The sequence below is a fragment of the Pseudomonas sp. SBT1-2 genome (assembly GCF_028640875.1).
Taxonomy (GTDB): Bacteria; Pseudomonadota; Gammaproteobacteria; order Pseudomonadales; family Pseudomonadaceae; genus Aquipseudomonas; species Aquipseudomonas chlororaphis_I.
This window is the reverse complement of the sequence record NZ_JAQZAA010000111.1, coordinates 206,327-223,946: the sequence shown is the minus strand read 5'-3', so window position 1 is coordinate 223,946 and position 17,620 is coordinate 206,327. Positions and strand designations below refer to the sequence as shown.

General features: G+C 62.0%; 16 protein-coding genes and 1 pseudogene. 10 read left to right on the top strand and 7 right to left on the bottom strand.

Annotated features, from left to right (window positions below):
- The first annotated feature begins 24 nt into the window (after positions 1-24).
- The 5 genes from PVZ78_RS26510 (at position 25) to PVZ78_RS26490 (ending at position 5,699) form a co-directional block, all read left to right on the top strand.
- The gene (locus PVZ78_RS26510; protein WP_273829549.1) at positions 25-1,965 is read left to right on the top strand and encodes a TRAP transporter large permease; all 1,941 of its coding nucleotides are present in this window, start codon (positions 25-27) and stop codon (positions 1,963-1,965) included.
- 8 nt (positions 1,966-1,973) lie between these two features.
- On the top strand, positions 1,974-3,026 hold the full coding sequence (locus PVZ78_RS26505; RefSeq protein WP_037005878.1) for a LacI family DNA-binding transcriptional regulator: 1,053 nt from the start codon (positions 1,974-1,976) through the stop codon (positions 3,024-3,026).
- A 2-nt stretch (positions 3,027-3,028) separates the two neighbouring features.
- Positions 3,029-4,033 (top strand): NAD(P)-dependent oxidoreductase, encoded by a 1,005-nt coding sequence (locus tag PVZ78_RS26500; protein WP_124354919.1) that lies wholly within the window; start codon positions 3,029-3,031, stop codon positions 4,031-4,033.
- Between the two features lie 18 nt (positions 4,034-4,051).
- On the top strand, positions 4,052-4,861 hold the full coding sequence (locus PVZ78_RS26495; RefSeq protein ID WP_016704546.1) for an amidohydrolase family protein: 810 nt from the start codon (positions 4,052-4,054) through the stop codon (positions 4,859-4,861).
- A 142-nt stretch (positions 4,862-5,003) separates the two neighbouring features.
- The gene (locus PVZ78_RS26490; RefSeq protein ID WP_124301454.1) at positions 5,004-5,699 is read left to right on the top strand and encodes a tRNA (adenine(22)-N(1))-methyltransferase TrmK; all 696 of its coding nucleotides are present in this window, start codon (positions 5,004-5,006) and stop codon (positions 5,697-5,699) included.
- An 82-nt stretch (positions 5,700-5,781) separates the two neighbouring features.
- On the opposite strand, the gene PVZ78_RS26485 is transcribed toward PVZ78_RS26490, so the two are convergent.
- Positions 5,782-6,171 (bottom strand): MerR family transcriptional regulator, encoded by a 390-nt coding sequence (locus tag PVZ78_RS26485; RefSeq protein WP_273829548.1) that lies wholly within the window; start codon positions 6,169-6,171, stop codon positions 5,782-5,784.
- 74 nt (positions 6,172-6,245) lie between these two features.
- Here PVZ78_RS26485 and PVZ78_RS26480 point away from each other — a divergent pair, with 74 nt between their 5' ends.
- Both PVZ78_RS26480 and PVZ78_RS26475 read left to right on the top strand, forming a co-directional pair.
- The gene (locus PVZ78_RS26480) at positions 6,246-7,325 is read left to right on the top strand and encodes an SDR family oxidoreductase (protein WP_273829547.1); all 1,080 of its coding nucleotides are present in this window, start codon (positions 6,246-6,248) and stop codon (positions 7,323-7,325) included.
- Between the two features lie 152 nt (positions 7,326-7,477).
- On the top strand, positions 7,478-8,377 hold the full coding sequence (locus PVZ78_RS26475) for a DMT family transporter (protein WP_101282305.1): 900 nt from the start codon (positions 7,478-7,480) through the stop codon (positions 8,375-8,377).
- Positions 8,378-8,463: 86 nt separating this feature from the next.
- Here the strand turns inward: PVZ78_RS26475 and PVZ78_RS26470 are convergent, their stop codons facing one another.
- The 5 genes and pseudogenes from PVZ78_RS26470 to PVZ78_RS26450 all read right to left on the bottom strand — a co-directional run.
- On the bottom strand, positions 8,464-9,354 hold the full coding sequence (locus PVZ78_RS26470; protein ID WP_273829546.1) for a DUF2950 domain-containing protein: 891 nt from the start codon (positions 9,352-9,354) through the stop codon (positions 8,464-8,466).
- A 26-nt stretch (positions 9,355-9,380) separates the two neighbouring features.
- On the bottom strand, positions 9,381-10,823 hold the full coding sequence (locus tag PVZ78_RS26465; protein WP_124340033.1) for a DUF3300 domain-containing protein: 1,443 nt from the start codon (positions 10,821-10,823) through the stop codon (positions 9,381-9,383).
- A 134-nt stretch (positions 10,824-10,957) separates the two neighbouring features.
- Entirely contained in the window at positions 10,958-11,632 is a 675-nt protein-coding gene (locus PVZ78_RS26460; RefSeq protein ID WP_038631927.1) for a MarC family NAAT transporter, read from the bottom strand.
- A 50-nt stretch (positions 11,633-11,682) separates the two neighbouring features.
- A complete protein-coding gene (locus tag PVZ78_RS26455; protein WP_273829545.1) occupies positions 11,683-12,258 on the bottom strand; it encodes a hypothetical protein in 576 nt (191 codons plus the stop codon).
- Between the two features lie 265 nt (positions 12,259-12,523).
- Positions 12,524-12,759: pseudogene (locus PVZ78_RS26450) on the bottom strand (adenylate kinase); the annotation flags it as partial.
- 130 nt (positions 12,760-12,889) lie between these two features.
- Here PVZ78_RS26450 and PVZ78_RS26445 point away from each other — a divergent pair.
- Positions 12,890-13,975 (top strand): DUF3616 domain-containing protein, encoded by a 1,086-nt coding sequence (locus PVZ78_RS26445; RefSeq protein WP_273829544.1) that lies wholly within the window; start codon positions 12,890-12,892, stop codon positions 13,973-13,975.
- A 238-nt stretch (positions 13,976-14,213) separates the two neighbouring features.
- Positions 14,214-14,375 carry a DUF2986 domain-containing protein gene (locus PVZ78_RS26440; RefSeq protein WP_097303132.1) on the top strand — a complete coding sequence of 54 codons (162 nt, stop codon included), beginning with the start codon at positions 14,214-14,216 and terminating at the stop codon, positions 14,373-14,375.
- Between the two features lie 60 nt (positions 14,376-14,435).
- Here PVZ78_RS26440 and PVZ78_RS26435 read toward each other — a convergent pair whose 3' ends face one another.
- Complete coding sequence (locus PVZ78_RS26435; RefSeq protein WP_273829543.1) at positions 14,436-16,562, bottom strand: TonB-dependent receptor family protein; 2,127 nt, start codon at positions 16,560-16,562, stop codon at positions 14,436-14,438.
- 300 nt (positions 16,563-16,862) lie between these two features.
- On the opposite strand from PVZ78_RS26435, the gene PVZ78_RS26430 reads away from it, so the two are divergent.
- Positions 16,863-17,345 carry a cupin domain-containing protein gene (locus PVZ78_RS26430; RefSeq protein WP_016704557.1) on the top strand — a complete coding sequence of 161 codons (483 nt, stop codon included), beginning with the start codon at positions 16,863-16,865 and terminating at the stop codon, positions 17,343-17,345.
- Positions 17,346-17,620: the final 275 nt, after the last annotated feature.

Genomic DNA, 17,620 nt, shown 5'->3' with positions numbered 1-17,620 from the left:
CCATAACAAGAGGAGACAGACACCATGAGTTCATCCGACGCTCTCGCTGTCGCGGATCAAGTGGTAGAGGAACATCCCGGGCACACCCACGCAGCGGCCGCCATGGCCGACGACTGGGGCTTTGCCACAACACCGGGCAGTGGCAGCCTGCTGGCGCTGCTGTGTCGGTGGGTCGAACGCCTGTGCGCGGTGGTGCTGGCATTGGACGTGGCGGTGGTGTTCGTCTCGGTGATCCTGCGCTACTTCGTGCATCACCCGGTGGACTGGGCCGAGGAAGTTGCCCGTGGCCTGATGGTCATGCTGGTGTTTCTCGGCGGCGCTACGGTGCTGGCCCGCAAGCAACATGTACAGGTGGACTTCTTCCGCGCGCTGTTGCCCGCCGGCTGGCAGCAGGCCGCGCAGCAGACCGGGGGCTGGTTGGTCGCGGGCACGGCGGCGGGGCTGGTGTTCTCGTCCTGGCTGTTGCTGGAAGACTCGGTCAACGTCGTGACTCCGATGGGCTTGCCGCAGTGGCTGAATGTGCTGCCGGTCTTCGTCGGCGCGCTGCTGATGACGGCGGTGGGCATTGCCAATGCCGTCAACGGCGCCACTGCCGTCACCTGGCTGACCTTGCTCGGCTGCCTGCTGGTCGGCGGCTCGGTGTATGCCTGGAACACCCTGGTCGAGGCTTACGCCCTGCAACCCTGGGGGCTGCTGGTCGGCGGCTTCTTCGGCGGCCTGCTGGCGGGGGTACCGATTGCCTTCGTCCTGGCCCTGTGCGCCTTGCTGTACTTCATCGGCGATCCGTCGCTGCCGATGGTGATCTACTCGCAGCAGGTCATGGCCGGGATGGATCACTTCGTGTTGCTGGCGATTCCGTTTTTCGTGCTGGCGGGGCTGCTGATGGAAGCCAACGGCATGTCCTCGCGCCTGATCGAACTGCTGGTGCGGCTCTTCGGCCGGGTACGGGGCTCGATGAACCTGATCGCTATCCTGGCCACGGCATTTTTCTCCGGCGTGTCGGGTTCGAAGCTGGCGGATATCGCCGCGGTAGGCGGGATCGTCGTGCCCGCCGTGCGCCGCACCCGACAGGACCCGGCGGAGACCGCGGCGGTCCTGGCGGCCTCCGGGGTGATGGCGGAAACCATCCCGCCGTGCATCAACATGATCATCATGGGCTTCGTCGCGAACATTTCGATCGGCGGCCTGTTCCTCGCCGGCATCGTGCCGGCGGCGATGCTCGCCCTGGGCCTGGCGACCCTGGCGGTGATCTTCGGACGCAAGGTCGACCCCGCCCTGGCCTTCCCCTCGCGCCGGCCGGTCGTGCGTCTGCTGGGGGGTGCGCTGGTGGCGCTGATCATGGTGACGATGATCGGCAAGGGCGTGACCTCCGGCGTGGCCACCTCCACCGAGGTGTCGGCGTTCGCGGTGGTCTACGCGCTACTGGTGGGCGGGCTGACTTTCCGCGAGCTGACGTTCAAAGGCATCGCCAGGCTGTTCGTGCGCTCGGCCTCGATGGCCGCGGGTATCCTGTTCATCATCGCCGCCGCCTCCAGCCTGGCGTTCGCCCTGACGATCCTGCAGATTCCGTCGATCATTTCCGACTTCATGCTGGCCTTGGCGCATGACTATGGCCCCGTGGCGTTTATGATCACCTCGGTGATCATCATGGTGGTGTTCGGCGCGGTGCTCGAAGGCGCGCCGGCGCTGATCATCTTCGGCCCGCTGCTGGTGCCGATCGCGGTGCAGGTGGGCGTCAGTCCTTTTCACTTCGGCACTGTCGCGGTGATCGCCATGGGCCTGGGGTTGTTCTCGCCGCCGTTCGGCCTGGGGCTGTTCGCCACCTGCGCGATGACCGGCACGCGGGTCGAGGAGGTTTCCCGGCGGATGGTCAAATACCTCTGCCTGCTGGCGGCGATGCTGATTCTGATTGTCCTGGTGCCATCGATTTCCCTGTGGCTGCCGCGCACTTTCAATATGGGTTAATGCAAAACATGACAACGATTCACGATGTGGCCGCTCTGGCGGGGGTTTCGGTCAGCTCTGTGTCCAATGTGCTCAACCAGCGCACCGACAAGCTCAGCGCCGACACCTTCGCTCGCGTCGAAGCGGCGATTCTCAAGCTCGGCTACCAGCCCAACCGGGTGGCGCGGCAGCTCAAGACTGGCCATACGCCGATGCTCGGCCTGCTGGTTCCGTCCACCGCCAACCCGATGTACGGGCAGATCGCCCTGAAGATCGAGGCCGCCGCCCGGGCGCAGTTTTCCTACCGGCTGCTGCTGGGCAACACCCATCGCGACAAGCAGCAGGAGGCCGGGATGTTCGATGACCTGCTGTCGTTCGGCGTGCGTTCGGTGATCGTGGTCTCGTCCCAGGACGACGAGCGTCACCTGGAGGCCGCGGTACAGCGTGGGCTGACGGTCGTCAGTTACGACCGGCAAACCACCGAGGACGGCGACTCGCGGGTGGACCATGTGTCGCCGGATAACTTCCAGGCGGGCTATATCGCCGCCGCGCACTTGATCGAACACGGTCATCGGCGCCTGGCGTTTCTGGTGCCCAGCGGCAAGACCATCAGCCGTACGGCGAAGATCGAGGGCTTTCGCGAGCGCGCCGCGCAGGAGGGCGCGCAGGTCAGCGCCACCGTCATCGAAGGCCCGGTGCTCGAGACGTTCGGCGATTCGGAGCTTGCCGACCTGGGATTCGCCATGGCGGCCGATCTGGCGGCGATGACGCCCAGGCCGACCGGTGTCGTCACCGTCAACGACATGCTCGCCATGGGCCTGATGTCCGGGCTCATCCAGGCGGGGCTGCGGGTGCCCGAGGACATCTCGGTGGTCGGCATGGACGGCCTGTCCATTGCCGCGTTCAGCAACCCCAGCCTGACGTCGGTGGCCATGCCGCTGACCGAGATGGCCGACATCATGGTCCAGCGCGCGGTCGAGCGTTCCCGCGACCCACAGCTGCCCGCCGTCAATCTGGTGTTCCAGCCAATGCTGATTTCCCGACATTCGGTGGCCCGGCCCGGCGCCGACAAGCGAGCGTGACCATGACTGAGATCTTCCTGACCCATGCCCCCGGCGTGCGCGCCAATTACTACGCCGAGCAGCCGCTCAGGCAGCTTCAGGCCCTGGGCAATGTCCGGCTCAACGACTCGCCCGATCCGCTGTCGCTGGAGCAACTGGTCGATCGGGCACAGGGCTGCTCGATCATTGTCGCCAGCCGCGAGGCGGCCGCGCCCGCCGAACTGTTCGAACGCCTGCCACAGCTTGCGGCGATCTGCCGGGTGGCGGTGGACATCCGCAACATCGATGTTGAAGCCGCCAGCCGTCACGGTGTGCTGGTCACCCATGCGACGCCGGGGTTCGACCGCTCGGTGAGCGAATGGGTGATCGGCGTGATGATCGACCTGGCGCGGGGCATCAGCCGCGCGGCCGCCGACTACTGGCAGGGCAGGGCGCCGCAGGTGCTCATGGGGCGGGAGTTGCGCGGGGCGACGCTGGGGATCATCGGTTACGGCTTCATTGGCAAATGCCTGGCCGACATTGCTCGGCTGCTGCAGATGCGCGTGTGGGTCAATGACCCGAATGCCCGGGTCGATGAGCCCGGCATCGAACAGGTGTCGTTCGAGCAGGCCGTCGGCGGCGCCGACTACGTGGTCTGCCTCGCGCCGGCGGTCGAGCGGACCTACAACCTGTTCGGGCGCGAGGCCTTTCGCGCGATGCGCCCCGGCGCGTTCTTCATCAACGCCTCGCGCGGGGAACTGGTGGACGACGATGCCCTGCTCGAGGCGCTGGAGCAGGGGCTGATCGGCGGCTGTGCGCTGGATGTCGGGCGCGCGCCAGACCAGATGCCCGGGCCGCTGCTGGCCGCCCATCCCAAGGTCATTGCCAGCCCGCACATCGGTGGGCTGACACCCGAAGCCAGCGAGCATCAGGCCATGGACACCGTGCGCCAGGTCCAGGCCCTGCTCGCAGGACGAGTTCCGCAGGGGGCGGTGAACCTGGCGCGCGCAGACCGCGCCCGGGATGTATTCCGGCTGCAATCCCACTAATCAGGAGTACCCGCGACTATGACCTTGCCCAGCCACGCCACCGACTGCCACGTGCACGTGTACGACCCCGCGCGCTTTGCGGCGCCATCGCCGGTCCCGACCGCGACCTGGAGCGACTACGCGCGGGTGCAACGGCAACTGGGCCTGCAGCGCGCGGTGCTGGTCCAGCCAGTGGGGTACGGCTTTGACAATGCCTGCCTGCTGGATGCGCTGGTCCAGGCCGGCCAGGCAGCGCGGGGCATCGCCGTGATCAAGGCCGAAACGCGCTGGAGCGAACTGTCCCGCCTGCATCAGCAAGGCGTGCGCGGCGTGCGTTTCATGATGGTGCCGGGGGCGGGCGGGGTGCTGCCCTGGGACGCGCTGGAAAGGATTTCCTGGCGTATTGCCGAACTCGGCTGGGTGATCAATCTGCAACTCGACGGCCGCGACCTGCCTGATTATCAGGAGCGTCTGCTGGCGTTGCCGAGCCGGCTGAGCATCGACCATGTGGGCAAGTTCCTCGAGCCGGTCCCCGTTGGCCATGCTGCCTTCAAGACCCTGTTGCGCTTGCTGGACGGCGGCAATACCTGGGTCAAGCTTTCCGCGCCTTACGAAACCTCCCGGGTCGGCGCGCCGCTGTACGAGGATGTCGGCGTACTGGCCCAGACGCTGATCAACAGCCACCCGGAACGTTGCCTGTGGGCAAGCAACTGGCCGCACCCGGGGCGCGACCCGAGGCCGAGCGACAGCGCCATGCTCGACCTGCTGTCCCACTGGGCCACGGACGGCACCTGGCGCCGGCGCATCCTGGCGGATAACCCGGCGGTCCTTTACGGCTTCGACGACTGAGGCGGCTAGCGGGCGGTGCCCGGCAGGACGGCGCGAACCCTGGCCCTGGTCGCATAAATTTGAAATGCGCGGCATTGCCCGACAGAATCGCGCCCCGATCCGGCCACAGGCGCCGGACGTTCGTGGTGAAAAGGGGCGGCAGTTGAACCAACAGACATTGTCCATGCGCCTGGAGCGCGTGGCGGCGCATGTGCCAGCGGGTGCGCGCCTGGCCGATATCGGCTCGGATCACGGTTACCTGCCGGTGGCGTTGCTGCGCCGTGGCCTTATCGCCGCGGCGGTGGCCGGCGAGGTGGCGTTGACGCCGTTCCATGCGGCCCAACGCAGCGTGCGTGAAAATGCTCTGGACTCGGCCATCAGCGTGCGCCTGGCCAACGGCCTGGCGGCGATCGAGCCGGAAGACGGGATCACGGCGATCAGCATTTGCGGCATGGGCGGCGAGACCATTCGCGACATCCTCGACAGCGGCAAGGCGCGCCTGAATGGTGACGAACGCCTGATCCTGCAACCCAACGGCGGCGAGCAACCCCTGCGCCAATGGCTGATGGAGCATGGCTACCGCATCCTCTGCGAGGAAGTGCTGCGGGAAAACCGCTTTTTCTACGAAATCATCGTCGCCGAGCGCGCCGGGCCGGTGAGCTACACCGCCGAGGAACTGTACTTCGGCCCGCTGCAGCTACAGGCCCGCAGCCCGGCCTTCCTGGCCAAGTGGCAACGCATGCTGCGCCTGAAACAGAAGACCCTGGCCCACTTCGCCCGGGCACGGCAGGCCGTACCCGAGGAGAAAGTCCAGGACATCGCCCGGCAGACCCGGTGGATCAGCGAGTTGCTGGCTTGAGCGCGGTCCAGGGTAGTAGGAGTCGGGGGGCTCTGAGTTGACCTGAAATTCGTAGAGACAGTGGATGCTTGAAACTGGAAGTTCAGTTGGAAGAGTTGTTCAGCTGCTGAAGTTCAAGTTGCCTGGCAGCACTGGCTTCGAGGTTTGCACGCTCTTCATCCAGATACCGATAAATGCCTTGGAGGTTGGCGATTTTCTGTTTGATTTCTGCCATCTTCTTTTCAATCAGCTTGGCGCCGTCAGCACAATCGATCAGCTTGTTCCGCTGCGCATCCAGAATCTCGCCTATTTCCCCCAGGGCAAACCCCATGCTTTGCGCACGCTGGATAAAGTCCAGATCCTGCAGAGTCTGCTCTGTGTAAACGCGATAGTTGTTAGTTTGCCGCAGCGGTGAGATCAGGCCGATTTGCTCGTAGTAACGCAGCGTATGGCGGCTGGCGCCGCTGCGGGCCTCGAGTTCGCCGATTTTCATGAAAACACCGCTTGACTGTAGAGTTGGGTCGATAGTTTACGCTTGATTTCTCACCTTAAACAAGGAACAGGGAAATGAGCGTGGAGTGCTTTGTCACGGGGGGTACCGGCTTCATCGGTCAACATCTGGTGGCGTACCTGAGTGCAAAAGGTCACACCATTCGGGTGTTGATGCGTCGCCCGGAGCGACTAGCTGCACTGCGGGAGCAAGTCGACAATTTGGGAGGGTGCGCAACCCGGGTATTTGCCGTAGCTGGCGATCTGGAACGGGACAACCTCGGGCTGAGTCTTGCTGACCGGGAAGTGCTAAGGCACGCCAGGGTCATATTCCACCTGGGCGCCCACTTCGCATGGGGGCTTTCAGTGGAGCATTCTCGTGCGGTGAATGTGGAAGGGGCAAAGCGCGTGGCGCGGTTGGCGGCTGAGCAAAAAAGCCGGCTGGTGATGATCGGCGGCTACATGCTGAAAAATCATGAACATCTGCAACGCATCGGAATTGATCCGCATTATCCGGAGCTGACGAATTGGCCTGCCGTCTACCGACAGGTCGGTGGTTACGAGGGGAGCAAGCTGGAGGCGCATTTTGCGACCCTGGAGGTCATGTCCGCCAAGGGCGGGGAGATTACCGTTGTCCACCCCGCGACGGTCTGTGGCCACAGCCGCACGGGGCATATCCTTGACGGTCAGCCGCTGGTGGAGCTGATCCGCAACCTTGTGCAGGGAAAGCTGGCCGCAGTGCCCGGTACCGCCGAGCACTGGCTGCCACTGGTCACCGTGGATTACCTGGTTGAGCTGGTGGCGGTCTGTGCTTTTGATCCTGCCATGGCGGGCCAGGAACTGCTGGCGCTTGATGACCAGACTCCCAACTTGCGAGAACTCCTGGTACAGGCGGCACAACCTTTGGGCTTAAAGGCTCCCAAGCATTACATTCCACTCCGCTTGCTGAAGTGGCTATTGAGTATTCCCCCCGTCGCGCGGCTTTTGAATACAAAACCCGAGGCCTTGGACTTTATCCAGACCACTCGTTTTGATACAGCGGCGGTCGAGCAATTTGCCAACAGGCATGGAATAGCCAAACCGGATATACGCCAGTCCTTGCAGCACACTGCAACGTTCGTCAACTCATATTGCCTAGCCAAGGGCCAGGCCCTTTGACTTCTTCCTTGGGGGCGACAAAGTCGTTAGTCCCGATTAAATGGACTTTCCTAAGGTAAGTGTTGGTGGGATCTTCGTATCCTCAAACTTTGCGCCGTCGATGTAGGGCGGCATTCTATCGAACGACCATTCAGCGACAGGGATCGTCATCAATGCAATCCACTTTCAGCAAAGGCGTCATATTTGCACTCTCCGCTGCGGCACTGAACGCAACGATCGGTGTACTCAGCAAAGTAGTCATGAGTAATGGTTTCACCGCCAGCAGTGTCGCTGTCATCAAGACCCTACTGGGTTGCGTGCTTCTCTCGATCCTGCTGTTTTTCCTCAAGCGCCCGGCGGCGTCGACCCAATGGACTCAGGCGGCTATCTGCGCATTCCTTGGCATCTTTGTGCTGTTCTATTTCGAAACGTCCGCCTATCAACACTACGCTGCGGCAGGTGTGGTGGTGGTGCTAATGGCCAGTGCCTCAATTTCCTCGATCATTCTGGGGCGCATTTTCCTCAAGGATGCCATCACCGCGAACGCTACCGTTGGCGCCGCACTGGCTATCGCTGGGATCTCGGTGATCTTCGGCGGCGACCTGCAGCAGGGCTTTACCCTGCAAGGTGCTGCGCTCGCCTCCATGGCCGGCTGCGGCTATGGGGCCTTTTCGGTTGCCATGAAGCGTATGGGGGTGTCGGGGGGGCTGCACTTCACTCGACAATTGTTGTTCTTTGGCAGCCTGTACCTGCTGATGCCGGCGGCGGCCGACGGTTTCGCGATGGGCGAGTTGTCGCCGCTGGTGATCGCCGCACTGCTGGCGCTGGCCACGCTGCCGACAATCCTGGGCTTCTTCTGCACCACCAAGGCCATCGAGTATCTCAAGCCATCCCAAGTGCAAGCGCTGGAGCTGACCGAGCCACTGTTCGCCGCGCTGCTGGCGTTTGTGGTGCTCAATGAAGTGCCGCGCGAAAGCCTGTACGCGGGCGCGGCACTGATCATCGTCGGCCTGTGTTTCTCCAATGAACTCATCCGCTTGGGCAGCAAAGCATCCGTCTCTTCGACCGGTTGAATCCACAGCCGATTACCGCCTGTTGAAATGAGAGGCGAAGCATGCCCTCTACGATCCGCTGACGGGTGATTGAAGCCAGGCAACTGTTACGGCTTCTGATCCAGGGTGACCTCCTGCCAGCTGTCATCGGGATCGAAGCGCTTCATCGACTGCGCCAATTTATAACCCTCGGGTCCCAGGTCTTTCTCGAACACTTGGCCCTCATGGCTGATCATGAAACTCATCACCCCGGTGTCCTCGTATTTCGCCGGCCAGGCGATGAGGGCAAAGCCACGGCTCATCTTGTCACCGATGAGGTAGCTGTAGGCGCCACCCGGTGCCGAGGGACCTTGTCCCGCGAGGATGCGGAAGTGGTAGCCATGCCAATCTTCATCGGCGATGGCATTGCCGAACAGCGGCCCCAAGGGGCTGAGTTGACCGCTATCGTCATCCGCCCAATAGAGTCCGTCGTGCTTGCCGGGAGTGCTGAAGATTTTCTGCGCATATTCGAGGGCGCCGTCACCGTCATGATCCACTGATGCATAGTCCATCTGGGCGTCGTGATAGGTCAGCACCGATTGCACCGCGGCCAGTTCGTTGCTGCCGATTCGCCGCATACGGATTTCGGCGCTACCAGCCTTGATGTCGAAGCGCCAACCCTTTTCGGCTTTTACCAGGGGTATCGGCAGTGTCCAGTGGTCACTGCCGACCGACAGGACAGCGTTGCGGTCACTGGTTTTTTCGATGGAGTGTCGCTCGCGGTAGAGCTTCAAAAACGCATCCACGTCACTGCGCTGGACGCCACCTCGCGGGATGAAACTGCGCCAGTCTTCACCCAGCAGCTGCATCAGGCGTGCCTGATCGGCGTGTTGTGTGCCCAGGGCTTCGACGAACGCCTGAGCGGCCTGCTCCGGGGTTGGAAATGCCTGCTGTGCCGTAGCCGTGCATGACCATGCCAGGCTGGCGCTGATCATCAGGATGCGAGGGAGCGAGCTCATGAATGCTTTCACTCGAGGAAGTGTGTTCAACGCCGGCCCCCCCCTCTTTGTCGCATGGGAGCACTGGACGGCCTGCTGATCTGATGGCCGGCGGATCGCGCAGCACTGGGGCGCGTGGCGGATGCCTGGCTGGTTCGGCCACGGAGGGCCTGGGCGTTCGATTGGGACGGCGAGCGCGCGCCGGCAAAAGCATTATTGCGTGCACTGCCGGGGCTGGCGGTCGGGCGTTTTGGCGTTCCCTGGCGCGCTTGGGAGAATTCCTGGCGGCGCTGATTCGTCTGAGCGTTCTGTTGTCTGGGCTGCTGATTTTCCCGGATGTTTCTGTCAGTACCTTGGTTCCTGTCAGAGGCTCTCGGTCTGTCTGCCCCGGCTTGCATGCGATTATCGACCTGCGCTCTGCGCGCTTGATCACGGGCCTGGAGGTTAGTGGTGGCCGGTCGTTCGATACCGTGCCTGTCCATTGAACTGCGGGCTTTTTCACGCGCCTGGGCGCGTTGGGCATTATCCCCTCGAAAGGCCTCACGCTGATTGGCACCGTCCAGTTGTCGACCGTACTGTTCACGGCTCCTGCTGTCTCGATAGGGAACGCCATCGCGATGAAGGGAGTTGTGCTGCCACTTGTTCTGGTTCCTGTTGATCTGGGTGTTGCGATTGATGTTGTTGTAGCGGTCGACGTCGATGTCGATGTCGTTGTTGTCCCAGTCACAGTCGCCCCACAGCGAGGCGACGATCGCCACGCCGGTCCCGAACGCCAGCCCGGCCATCAAGGCCGATCCGGGGTAATAGGCGGGGGGCGGTGGATAGTAGACGGGCGGCGAAGCAGGGTAGGCCCAGGTGCCATAGGTAGTGGTCGGATTGTACGTGGGGACGTAGACCACTTGCGGGTCGGCAGGCTCGATGACGATGGTAGTGGAGCTGTTGGCAGGGGCTTGGGCAGGGGCTGCCGGTGCAGCCTGAACCGTCACGTTCTGATATTGGTTGCTCTGCAGGTTGCCTGCTGCTTGCGCCTGATGCCGCAGGCGTTGCACGCCGTCCATGACATCGTCGGGTTGCGCCAGAAAGGCATCGCCCAGACGCTGTACCCAGACCGGGTCTTGTCCCAGCGTTGCCAGGACCTGTGGGAAGGCAACCAGCGCCTGTACGCTCGGGTCCCAGGTCTGGCTCGACACTTGTTTGACCGCATCATCGCCCTTGGCGCCCGGATGCGCTTTGGACCAGGTGACCGCCTCGGCGATTTCCCCGGGGTAGGTACTGGCCATCAATACCTGTGCCAACAGTGGATCCGGGTATAGCGCAATGGGAGCCAGCATCTGATCCAGCTGCTCTTGGGTGAACACGACATCTTTGGCCGGTGCCGTCAGGGGCGCTGTAGCCGCAGCGTTTGCAGGCGCATTCTGGGTTTGCGCCAGGCAAGAAAACCCACTTAGAACCAGTACAGCTGACACCGCGTAAAGTAATGAAATGCGCATCGCCCCACCTCATGTGGTCAGGCAGGCTTGAGAGGACTGGATCAATGTCAGGGAGTGAGAACGGCCGACCTCGATGACTCCGCTAAAGGGTAGCAGACACCCATGCTTTAGCCTCCCGCAGCGTGGAGATTGAATTATTGAGGGCGGGGTAAATGAAAATTATTGTCAATGATGGTTTGTACTATTTCTATCGACCCATTTATGGCGAACTGAGCCCCCATACATACGAGTAGAAAACCCATCAAACGTGATATTGCATCAATGCCTGACTCCCCTGTTAGTTTCATTATGGGGCCTGAACTGCGTAAGCAGATCCAGAGAATAATGGAAGTAAACAAGAAGATTAATGGAGGCGCGGTTAATAGAACCCAGGTTGGAAATAACGTGCTGTGTTTAATGGTCGCGGAGGAGCTGATAATCATCGCGATCGTTCCTGGCCCGGCAGTACTGGGCATGGCCAGCGGAATGAAGGCAAAACTGGCCTGTTCCTTTGCGCTGTTGACGACAGGAGAAACATGGACTGGCTGCGGGAAGAGCATCTTCAAGCCCATTATTATGAGAATGCCACCGCCTGCCATGCGCAAGCCCGGAATGGAAATGTTAAAAGCGTCCATAACAAACTCACCTACGTAATAGGTAAGTGCCATGATGAGAAAGACATAAAGCGAAGTCGAAAGCGCCTGTTTGTTTTTTTCTTTTTGGCTAAGGCCTTTGCTCAGGGCAATAAATAAAGCCACTGTTGTAGGCGGATTGATCAGGGGTAGCAAGGCCAGTAATCCCAGCGCTATAGCATTCAATAGTTCTGTCATATCCAAGCGTCCGGAGTAGCCTTCATCAAGGTCTCTGCTTGTCAGCCATATCAGCGCGAGGTTTTGACTTTCATTACCTCGGTGTAAATGGCGTTGATCGTCTGACCCACCTGGAGCGTCTTCATTCGGGCCTGAAGCTGTGGGTCCTCGACCTTCAGGACGGTCAGTTCGCCCTCCGGAGGTAGCAAGGTCACTTCATGCTTTTCCAAGTCAATGCGAGTGATCTTTGACGTGACCTTGACCTTGCGAACCGCCTCGCCACCTGGGTCAGGATTGTCCTGTGTGGCACGGATAGTCATTGATTCGTCGCTAACCCCTGGTGCAGCTTCGACATTCGTGTCGAGCACATAGGCGACTGAGCGAACAACGTGGATATCGACCTTGTCGCCGACCTTCAGGTTGCCCAGGGCCTTGGCTTTTTCCGTGAGCTGGATGGATACCGGGCTTTTGTTGGTGTCTTCTATGGTGACCTGACGATTCACCGGATCAACGGCCAGCACCCGCGTAATGATGTGACCTTCCAGGGAACGGCTACCCAACGGCACCTCGGCTGCATGGGCCGTAAAGCCGATAGCGGCCATGATTGAGGCAAGGGCAACAACGGCAAGGGAGGGCATCGGTTTCATGGGCCTGTTTTTCTGGTGTTGGCTGGTAGAACAGCGCTATGGATTACCGGTCGGAGCGGTTTGCACATTAGGTCAAAGCATAGTCATTGATTGCCGAGATGCCCGGTCACAGTGTCGATTGGGTTGTTCACCTGTTTTGTCAGGTCTTCGATCAGCAGGTTGGGGTTGAACTTTCTGTCCTCGTCTTGAAGGCGAGTGGCAGTTCTTGGGCCGATTGCAGCTTGATGCGAAGGTCTGTAAACGACCCGAAGCAACATGATCGCATCACGGAGTGAAGGGGGTGCGCGGCCATATCTTCAACAATACTCGCCCCGTCAACGCGCAAAACCTGCGCTGTTTGCTCCGCTATCCACGCCTCGTGTCGCGCCCTGTGCGTCCGGAGAAATCCGGGTTGTCATATTGCGAAGCCCATTCGCGAAAGACCACGTGTATGTCATGCATATCGCCACCGGGTGCGGTGCGATCGCCAAAGCGCGCCTTTTCACGTGCGGCCAGGCCTTCTCTCATGTTATGCGCCACCGCTCTATCGCCTGTGAAAAAACGTGCTAGACAGTAACCTTGCTTGTCGTTGGGTAGCCACTAGCCTCGACAACAGCCTGTTCGCTTCACCCCGTCTGGCAGGAGAGTGCTCATGAGCGAGCGAATCAATGTGGTGATACTGAGCTTTGCCCCGGCGTTTGCAGCGTTGCGCGATGGCCTTTCGGTCGCTCAGCGGATTGGCGACACACTGTGGGTGGCCAACGATGAAGCCACCAGCCTGGAGCGTCTGAAAATCCAGGGCGCTGCACCAGGCGGCGCCGTGATCTGCGCTGAGCACCAATCGTTCTCGCTCATGGAATACCTGGACCTGCCCATACCGGAGCCAGACGCCGAGATCGATATCGAGGGGTTGGCCTATGACGATGGTTACCTCTGGGTGGTGGGCTCCCATAGCCTCAAGCGCAAGAAGGCCGAGCCCGACAAGCCTGCGCAAAAGAACATCAAGCGGCTATCGACGGTAGAGGCAGACGGCAATCGCTTTTTGTTGGCCCGCATTCCGGTAGTACGGCAGAGCGACAGCTATGGCCTTGCCAGGGAGGTGGATGCCGATGGACGTACGGCGGCGCAGCTGCGTGGCAACGCGCTTGGCAACGACCTGACCTGGGAAATTGCCAAAGACGATCAGTTACGGGACTTCCTGCCCATCCCGGGTAAAGACAACGGTTTCGATATCGAAGGGATGGCGGTCATTGGCTCGCGGCTGTTGTTGGGGTTGCGTGGGCCGGTCCTGCGCGGATGGGCCGTGCTGCTGGAGATCGAGCCTGAACTCAATGGTGACTCCACCGAGACGTTGGTGCTCAAGAAGATCGGGCCGCAGGGGCGCCGCTACCGCAAGCACTTCTTCGCGCTCAATGGCCTGGGGGTGCGAGACCTGTGCGTCAGCGGCGACGATCTGTTGATTCTGGCGGGGCCGACCATGGACCTGGACGGACCGGTAACGGTGTTCCGTTGGCGTGGCGGCTTCGCATCCGATGAGGAGCTTGTGGTCTTTTCGGAGCAATTGGAGAGGGTGCTGGAGGTGCCTTTCGGGCAAGGCGACGATCATGCCGAGGGTATGTGTCTGTTTGACGTGGGTGAGGAGGCTGGGGAAGGTCTGCTAATCGTTTACGACGCTGTCGCGCCGCGTCGTAAACAGGGTGATCTGAGTGTGGAAGGGGACCTGTTTATCCTGAAGTAGTCACGCATCTGGCCTGATCGGGCACTTCAATAGCCACCCAGGCGAGCTTATGGTTGCGGGCGCTATCACCGGCGGTTTGGTCGGCCGGCGCAAGGTGATTTCGAATAGCACTTACAAAAAGTTATTGCTGATGGGAGCCCAGGGGCTCCAAGGTCATGCACTCAGTGCGCACCACGGGAGTCTGGCCCGATATCCTTAGCTGATATCATTCGAACACTTACCGGCTGAGCAGAAGAACATGAACCGTCGTAAAAAAATCAACCAGCTATTGAAGGCTCACGCGAAAAAGGCCAGTGCCAAGCTGGCACCGCGCAGCAAGCCCAAGTACATCAGCAAGGCCGACCGATTGAAGCTGGCTGCTGAAGCCAGCCCCGAGCCCATCCTTTCCCCTGAGAGCTGATCGATATCGGCAGGGCTTCATGCTGCCCGACGCGCGGGATCGCGTGTCCACTGCTGGCCCTTAACGCAGACTCCACGACACCCCGACATACATCGCCATGCCTTCCCCCGGAGTGGATCGCGCCGCGTCCATTCCCTTGTCGTCGTAGCCCGGGGTGACGGTGGCGGCGTAGTGCTTGTCGGTCAGGTTGCGCAGGTCGAGCCAGGTCTGCCAGTCGCCCTTGGGCGCGTTGTAGCCCAGGGTGGCGCCGAACAGCGCGTAGGGATCGGCGTAGTAGCTGTTGGCGTAGTCCACCGCCACCTTGGACACCAGTTGCGTGTTGAGCGCAGCGAAGAAACCCAGGGGCCAGTCGTAGCGCAGTTCGCCCTGGTAGTAGTGCATCGGCAGGCCCGGCAGGCGGTTGTCGCCGAAGCGCTCGTCGTCGCGGTAGTGGAAGTCGCTGAAGGTGTAGCTCTGGCGCAGGCTCAACTGGCCGCCGTCGCCCCGCGACCACAGCTTGCTCTGCAGGCTGGCTTCCACGCCCTGGTGCACCGTGGGGCTGGCGTTGAGTTCGTAAGGCGTGGTGGCGTTGGCATCCGGCAGTACAGAGAGCAGTTCGTGGTGCACCTGGGCGTAGTACCAGGCCAGGCTCCATTGGCCCAGGGCGCTGTCGCCACGGCCGCCGAGTTCCAGGGTGGTGGCGGTCTGGTTTTGCAGTTTGATCGAGTCGCGCTGGGTGCCGGTGGCGGCGCCGCTGCCGGCCGGGAAGCGAAGGTTGGAGCTGTAGATCAGCGACCAGGGGTGTGGCGCCTCGACCGAGCGGCTGAGGTTGCCGAACAGTTGCAGGTCGGGGGTCAGCTGGTAGCGCAGGCCCAGGCGCGACGCGTAGTCCCAGTCGCCGAGGCTGGTCTTGCCGCCGCCTTCGGGGTAGGTCACGGCGCTTTCGCGGCGGGTGTAGATGGCGGCCAGGCCGGTGGTCAGCCACAGGTCGTCGGCGATCTCCAGGTCATTGCCGACATGCAGGACGCTGTCCGAGCCCTGGTAGGTGAAGTTGCGCATATGGGTGCCCGGTGCATAGCTGGCGGTGTTGCCGCTGGGAATGCGCACCAGCTCGCTGGCGCCTGAGTTGGGCAGATGCTTGGTCACCCGCAGGCCCAGGGTGCTGTGGCTTTCCAGGCCCCAGAGGGTATCGCGGCGCTTGTAATCGAAGGTGCCGCTGACGTCGGTGTAGGCCACCTTGAGGCGGTTGGGGCCCTCGCGCAGGTCCATGGGGTAGTCGTGGTAGACCAGGCCGGTCTGGAGGCTCGAATCGTCGTCGATGTACCAGGTGGTCTTGTTGCCGATAAAGGTGCTGCCCGGCTGGTCGCGGCTGTCGTTGCGCGTCACGTAGGCCGGGTTGGCCGCCCGTGGGTCGTGCTCGATGGAACGCTTGGTGACCCGCCCGGCGAGGTCGTTGTCGGTCTGGCGGTGGCGGATGTAGAAGCGGGTTTCCAGGTTCGGGTTGAAGCGATAACCGAAGTTGGCGATCACCCCCTGACTCTCGCTGGCGCTGTGGTCCTGATAGCCATCGGAGCGCGCGTCGGTCATGGACAGGTAGTAGTCGAAGTCGCCCAGCACCTGCCCGGAGCTGACCTGGCGCTGCTGATAACCGTGGCTGCCGGTGGCGTAGCGCACCTGCAACTTTGGGGCGTCGTAGCCGGTGTGGCTGATGTAGTCGATGGCGCCGCCCAGGGCCAGGGCGCCGCGGTCGAAGCCGTTGGCGCCGCGCAGCACTTCCACGCGGTCGAGCCACAGCGGCTCCAGCAACTCATAGGGCGTGCCGCCGGGGCCGGTCAGCGGCAGGCCGTCGAGCATCGTGTACAGCCCCGAGGCATGGGCGCCCGGCGCGCGATTGATGCCCGAGCCGCGGATCGAGATCTTCACCCCCTCGTTGCCCGCGGACTGGGCATAGACCCCCGGCTGGTACGCCAGCACATCCTGGTTGCTGGCCACGCGGCCCTGCAGCGGACGGCGCAGGTCCACCACATTGCTGCCGCCGGGCACCTGGGCCAGCCGCGCCTTGGCTTCCTCGATCGATGCGTCTTCGCCGCTGCGCTCCTCGGCGCCGATCAGCACTTGTCCCAGCTCCAGGCCCTGGGCTTCGGCCAGGGCCGGACAGACAAGGGCCAGGCCCAGCAAGGCAGAGGGCAGGGGACGGGGCGAAGGCATCGGGGGGAACTCCAGGCATGGGGGAACGGGCAGTGAGAACTGCGACGTATGAAAGAACGAAGGAAACACATGGCAATTTGGCTTGTTTGCCAGGTCGACGGACCTCGGCCGATTGGCCGGCGGTTGCCTGTGCGGCAATACCCGTGCGCTATCAAGGCTGTTCGCAATGGATATATCCGCGCATCGGCGTTCGGCTATCGTCACCCTATATGACTCGATCGCGCAGCCGCTGTGCTTTTGCGTTGATGCTCTGTTGGCCGCTGCGATTCACCCACCGCTCTCAAACGCGAGGACATCACGATGAGCGCCCACAAAGCTGTCGCTGTTTCACTGGCCCTGCTCGGCGCGGCCTTCCTGGCCTCTGCCGCTCTGGCCGAGGGCACAGGGTTGATTGCCGCCACCCCCGCCGAACTGAAATGGACACCCGCGCCCTCGGTAGGGCCCGGGGTGATGATTTCGGTGATCGAAGGCGACCTGAAAAAGCCAGAGCCCTTCACCATGCGCCTGATGCTGCCGGCCAACACGAAAGTCGGGGTGCATACCCACCCTGTGACCGAACGTGTCACCGTGATCTCGGGCACCTTCTACTTCGCCACCGGCGACACCTTCGACGCGGCCAAGGCCAAGGCCTATCACCCGGGCGACACCCTGATCATTCCCGTCGGTACACCGATGTACGCCGCCACTCAAAAACAGGAAACCGTGCTCCAGCTCCACGGCACGGGCCCCTGGGGGATCACCTACCTCAACCCGGCGGACGACCCCAGGAACAGCAAGCAGTAGCGAGCAGAGCCTGGCGGTGCATCCATCGGGCCTGACCTCGTTAACGCGGTGGTCACCTGGAAAAGGGGAACCGGGTTTGCACCCGGCCAGGGTGAGCATTGGCTGAATTGGCTGGCGACTACCGGGCCAATACCGCGGGAGGACATTGGTTGCCAGCCGTGCTGTCGTTTGGGGGGAGGGCTGGCGACGGAGGACCGGCCGCGGTCTGTCACGGCGTCTGCCGAATCAGAGGACGCTCGATCCGCCGATATTTTGTTGAAAAGCCTGCAAAGAAA

What these genes read in the sequence shown, in the direction of transcription:
- PVZ78_RS26510 (WP_273829549.1), top strand. Translation starts at nt 25, where the DNA reads ATGAGTTCATCCGACGCTCTCGCTGTCGCGGATCAAGTGGTAGAGGAA.
- PVZ78_RS26505 (WP_037005878.1), top strand. Translation starts at nt 1,974, where the DNA reads ATGACAACGATTCACGATGTGGCCGCTCTGGCGGGGGTTTCGGTCAGC.
- PVZ78_RS26500 (WP_124354919.1), top strand. Translation starts at nt 3,029, where the DNA reads ATGACTGAGATCTTCCTGACCCATGCCCCCGGCGTGCGCGCCAATTAC.
- PVZ78_RS26495 (WP_016704546.1), top strand. Translation starts at nt 4,052, where the DNA reads ATGACCTTGCCCAGCCACGCCACCGACTGCCACGTGCACGTGTACGAC.
- PVZ78_RS26485 (WP_273829548.1), bottom strand. Translation starts at nt 6,171, where the DNA reads ATGAAAATCGGCGAACTCGAGGCCCGCAGCGGCGCCAGCCGCCATACG.
- PVZ78_RS26480 (WP_273829547.1), top strand. Translation starts at nt 6,246, where the DNA reads ATGAGCGTGGAGTGCTTTGTCACGGGGGGTACCGGCTTCATCGGTCAA.
- PVZ78_RS26475 (WP_101282305.1), top strand. Translation starts at nt 7,478, where the DNA reads ATGCAATCCACTTTCAGCAAAGGCGTCATATTTGCACTCTCCGCTGCG.
- PVZ78_RS26470 (WP_273829546.1), bottom strand. Translation starts at nt 9,354, where the DNA reads ATGAGCTCGCTCCCTCGCATCCTGATGATCAGCGCCAGCCTGGCATGG.
- PVZ78_RS26465 (WP_124340033.1), bottom strand. Translation starts at nt 10,823, where the DNA reads ATGCGCATTTCATTACTTTACGCGGTGTCAGCTGTACTGGTTCTAAGT.
- PVZ78_RS26460 (WP_038631927.1), bottom strand. Translation starts at nt 11,632, where the DNA reads ATGACAGAACTATTGAATGCTATAGCGCTGGGATTACTGGCCTTGCTA.
- PVZ78_RS26455 (WP_273829545.1), bottom strand. Translation starts at nt 12,258, where the DNA reads ATGAAACCGATGCCCTCCCTTGCCGTTGTTGCCCTTGCCTCAATCATG.
- PVZ78_RS26445 (WP_273829544.1), top strand. Translation starts at nt 12,890, where the DNA reads ATGAGCGAGCGAATCAATGTGGTGATACTGAGCTTTGCCCCGGCGTTT.
- PVZ78_RS26440 (WP_097303132.1), top strand. Translation starts at nt 14,214, where the DNA reads ATGAACCGTCGTAAAAAAATCAACCAGCTATTGAAGGCTCACGCGAAA.
- PVZ78_RS26435 (WP_273829543.1), bottom strand. Translation starts at nt 16,562, where the DNA reads ATGCCTTCGCCCCGTCCCCTGCCCTCTGCCTTGCTGGGCCTGGCCCTT.
- PVZ78_RS26430 (WP_016704557.1), top strand. Translation starts at nt 16,863, where the DNA reads ATGAGCGCCCACAAAGCTGTCGCTGTTTCACTGGCCCTGCTCGGCGCG.